Below are 4374 nucleotides of genomic sequence, written 5' to 3' on the forward strand. Positions count from 1 at the left end.
CATTCAGAGCCATCGATTACTTCTAAATTTCCCTATCCTTAATTTGTTCGTCTTTAGATTGGATGCTTTTAATTATGTCCCAGCCCCTCTATTTTATAGGATGTAAAAGGCATCTCATGTTAAAATGGAAGGGACGTAGTAAAGGGGACGATAAGTTATGGATAAAGAGCAATTAAGGATGCAAGTTTCAATAAAAATGAAATTGATCCGTGTAGAATACGGGTACACTCAGAATCGAATGGCAGAGGTGCTTGGTCTATCTAAAAAAACTCTCGTTCAGATTGAAAAAGAACGTACAGTTGCTGGATGGACGACCGTTGTGGCAGTTTGTGCGCTTTTCCAACAAAGTGAAGTTCTAAAGGGAGTTTTAGGAGATGCCCCGCTTGAAATAGTAGAAACATTAGCTCATCATCAAGTAGGTGGGCCTGTTGGAAAAACTATGGGTGGGAAAGTCTGGTGGAATCTAATTTCTGAAAGTGAGGACTATCTTCTGCAGCAAAATGTGATAAGTCAGCATTACAGAATCATTGATCGTGAATATCAAAGGTGGTTTTCAAGCTTCGATCACATGGAAGCAAGGAATCGTTTCGAAGAATTATCAAAAAAATAAAATCCCCTTCTGAAGTGAAGGGGATCAAATATTATTCATGTTTGAGCGGATCACCATTGAATGGTTCTTCAGCTACTTTTATTGAATCCGTAGGACATCCCTCGAATGCGTCTTCCATGTCTTCCTCTAATATATCCGGCACTTCAGCCATACCTTTGTTTTGATCGAGAATGGAATAGGCTATTCCCTCATCATCGTAATCATATATATCCGGAGCTGCTGCACCACAAGCGCCGCAAGCAATGCAGGTATCCTGGTCAACCATAGTGAATTTAGCCATGAGTCATGAACCTCCTTTATGTTTCACCTCATGTAGAATATAGAAAGGTCACGTATTTAAAAATAGATACATAGATATTGTAAATCTCTGTCCTGTACTTTTCAACATGGAGCGGTTTAGAAGCGCACTATAGGAGGTGGGTCTTTGTTTGATCTAATTTTATTGAATTGTGTACAAAGGTTAAAAGGAGAGAGGACAATCTCGGGTGTGTTTAATCTCTTGACAGGTAAGCGGTCTTCTCAGACATTACAGGATGCGCGGGTGTACCATCTTGATTCCTATTTCGGAATATATAATTCATTGGACCGAGTAGAACTTGATCGCTCATTTCAGCGATTGGAAGAAGGTGAGTGGATTACGATTGAAGAGAAATCCTATCCTTCTTTAACTGAAATTGGCGAAGAATATGTAAAAAAGTTAAATTCCCCTCTTTATTTCAGTGGGTTAATGGATCATCAAAAGGTTGCTGAATTTGAGCGCCGACTACTATTATTGATTCAAACGTTAACGAATATGATTCAAAACAAACGTACATTCATCCCCATTATTGAGGATGTTAATACTCAAATATGGGTTAAAAAAGTTTATAGTAAGTACCACAGTGACATAACTCGCGTTGTTTCTTCTTTATACAGTGAGATTTCTACTCTCTTAGATGAACGTCCCGCTATTGAAGCTAAGATTTTTGCTTATCGCCTAACCGGAGGAGGAATTATTGGACTCACTAGAGACCAACTGCAAGATAAATACGACATATCTGTAACAGATGTCGACGTGTACATTCAACATGTTATCTATTATCTGTTCCATCATGCAGTTCAATCTCCTGATAGATATCCCTTTCTTTCCTTATGTTCAAAAGGGTTGGATGGGTCTTCGTTGATAACGGAGTCTGCGAAGAAAACGTACCACTATATTGAAAATGGCTGGTCGATTGACGACATTGTAAGAAAAAGAAGGTTGAAAAAGAGTACGATCCAGGATCATATTGTAGAGGCAGCCTTAGTTGTGCCTCACTTTTCTATCGATTCATTTCTTAATGAAAAAGAGTTGAATAAAATTATATATACAGCTAAGGAACTGGACACCCAACGATTGAAACTGATTCATCAGAAGCTTGATGGGCAGTTCAGTTACTTCCAGCTGAGGCTCGCACTGGCTAAAGATCAAATCTCTTCTAAGGAAGGAAACTCATATGCAAACGTTTGACCAACTGACCCAACATTTATATGATCATTTTGGTTTTACCGAATTTCGGGAAGGACAAAAAGAGATTATCGAAGATTTGTTGGCGGGAAGCGATGTGTTAGGAATCCTCCCGACAGGCACGGGTAAATCTCTATGCTATCAATTACCAGCAGTTCTACAGTCTGGAGTTACTATCGTCGTCTCCCCGCTTATTTCATTAATGATCGATCAAGTTAAACAATTGAAAGCACGCGGGTTTCGTTCTGTAACAGCTTTGAATAGCTTTATGGACCGGAACGAACGTATAAAGACAATGAAGCAGTTTCAGCAGTATTCCCTCATCTACCTTTCTCCTGAAATGTTACAAAATGACTGGGTGAAGCAGCAGCTTTTGAAAGTGAAAGTGGAACTCCTGGTCGTGGATGAAGCTCATTGTATTTCACAGTGGGGGCATGAGTTCCGGACGGATTACCTTAAAATTGATCAAGTCATTCAGGATTTAGGAGAACCAACCGTATTAGCCTTGAGTGCTACTGCGACTCCCGAAGTTCAGGAAGATATAAGGGTAAAGTTGAATCTTTCTGGAATGAGGAAACACGTTTATCCTATGGACAAGAAGAATATAAGTTTTGCGGTGGAGGAATGTTTGGATCCTGACACTAAAATTGAAAAAATTGTCCAGTTCCTTTCTAAAAATATCGCACCCACAATGATCTATTTCTCTAGTAGACAATGGGCGGAGAAAGTGGCCTTTCAGCTTAGGGAGCGGCTAAATCAACGTGTGGCATTTTATCACGGGGGAATGGAGCAAACAGACCGGATGCTTGTCCAACAGCAGTTTATGAACAATCAATTAGATATTATTTGTTGTACAAGTGCATTCGGTATGGGAGTGGATAAGCCAGATATCAGGATTGTCATCCACTTTCACCTTCCACCTCAAATTGAATCGTTCATTCAAGAAGTGGGGAGGGCAGGAAGAGATGGAGAGCCTTGTGTAAGTCTTGTTCTTTTTACACACAAAGACCATTACTTGCCACAGATGTTAATTCAAAATGAATTGCCACAGCAAGAGGATGTCAAACGAGTTTTATCTCGTTTACAGATGTATTGGTCTAAAGATAATATGTTACCAGAAGATGGAGAGCTTTTGCTGGAAATAGAGCTTTCTGAATCTCAATGGAATTTTATTCGTCATCAGCTTGAGCAGCACGGAGTCATTGATGGTCGTTCTATTCTCACTGCCCCCTATCAAAAGAGGATCCACCAAGAACTCCTTCAATTTTTGAAAGAACGGTGGACGTATAAACAAAACAAATTAACTGAGATCCTCCAATGGGTTCATCACTTTGACTGTCGCAGGAAGGGACTATACAAGTCTTTTCAAGATGAAGTACGAGAACCTTATGTGCCTTGCTGTGATGTTTGTGGTTTCCTAATTTCTGACCTCCAGTTCAATGACGAAATTGAAGATTGTAAAGGTGAATCATGGCAAGATCGATTGAAACTCGTTTTTGGTCAGGGGGAGGTCTATGAAACGGAAAAATCAAGCTGAACTTATTCAGCAGTTAAGCGATCGAGAAATAACTGTTCAGCTCGTATTAACTCAATTAACCATTCTTTTATTAGCAGCGATAGGGAGCTTCTTTCTATTCGATTCTTTCTTGGATTGGACGGAACTATTTCATTTTTCCTGGACGGAATTACTCTGGTTTGGTTTAATACCAGGACTAATGGTGCTTCTCATTGATTTCATACTCTTGTATAGTCTACCTGAGAGGTATTATGATGACGGTGGAATTAATGTGAAAGTCTTCCGTCATCGCTCTTATATAGGCATCACGGGTATTACCTTATTAATAGCTTTCAGTGAAGAGGTACTCTTTAGAGGAGTAATTCATACTGAATTCGGATATTTAGTTGCGAGTGTTTTGTTTGCCATCATGCATATTCGTTATCTAGACAAAATTGTACTTCTCGTGTCTGTTCTTTTTGTGAGCTTCTTTATCGGATATATGTATGAACAAACAGGAAGCTTGTTTGTAACGATCACGGCTCACTTCGTCATTGATTTCGTACTTGCTATATGGATTCGTATTGGTAAATGGGGGGCAGAAAGTGGCTGAAGAACAGAAACATAATCATTATCATGAAAAAGTAGATGGAAAAAGTGATACTGAATCCAAAATGGATGTTTTAGAATTACCTCCAAGGAAAGAAGTCCACCAAATGAAAGCTCATAAGACCACTTGGAAACTGAATGCAATTTGGGCTCGTTTTCTTTTAATTTTATTTT

Annotated in this window: 5 protein-coding genes; 4 read left to right on the plus strand and 1 reads right to left on the minus strand. The window is 39.3% G+C overall.

The features are described 5' to 3' along the window. Positions 1–157: 157 nt before the first annotated feature. Positions 158–610, plus strand: coding sequence for a helix-turn-helix transcriptional regulator (locus tag LD39_RS12210; protein WP_035546925.1), 453 nt, complete (start codon positions 158–160; stop codon positions 608–610). Positions 611–641: 31 nt separating this feature from the next. Here LD39_RS12210 and LD39_RS12215 read toward each other — a convergent pair whose 3' ends face one another. Continuing rightward, positions 642–890 (minus strand): ferredoxin, encoded by a 249-nt coding sequence (locus LD39_RS12215; RefSeq protein WP_035546928.1) that lies wholly within the window; start codon positions 888–890, stop codon positions 642–644. A 144-nt stretch (positions 891–1034) separates the two neighbouring features. Between LD39_RS12215 and LD39_RS12220 the strand changes: the two genes are divergently transcribed. The 3 genes from LD39_RS12220 to LD39_RS12230 are packed head-to-tail and all read left to right on the plus strand — an operon-like array spanning position 1035 to position 4204. Beyond that, positions 1035–2099, plus strand: a complete 1065-nt coding sequence (locus tag LD39_RS12220) for a helix-turn-helix domain-containing protein (protein ID WP_035546930.1) — start codon at positions 1035–1037, stop codon at positions 2097–2099. Next, positions 2086–3633 (plus strand): ATP-dependent DNA helicase RecQ, encoded by a 1548-nt coding sequence (locus LD39_RS12225; RefSeq protein WP_035546933.1) that lies wholly within the window; start codon positions 2086–2088, stop codon positions 3631–3633. The genes LD39_RS12220 and LD39_RS12225 overlap by 14 nt, the downstream gene beginning before the upstream one ends. Continuing rightward, complete coding sequence (locus LD39_RS12230) at positions 3611–4204, plus strand: CPBP family intramembrane glutamic endopeptidase (protein WP_035546937.1); 594 nt, start codon at positions 3611–3613, stop codon at positions 4202–4204. Before LD39_RS12225 ends, LD39_RS12230 begins: the two co-directional genes overlap by 23 nt. The last annotated feature ends 170 nt before the right edge of the window (positions 4205–4374 follow it).

The organism is Halobacillus sp. BBL2006 (assembly GCF_000786645.1).
Lineage (GTDB): Bacteria > Bacillota > Bacilli > Bacillales > Halobacillaceae > Halobacillus.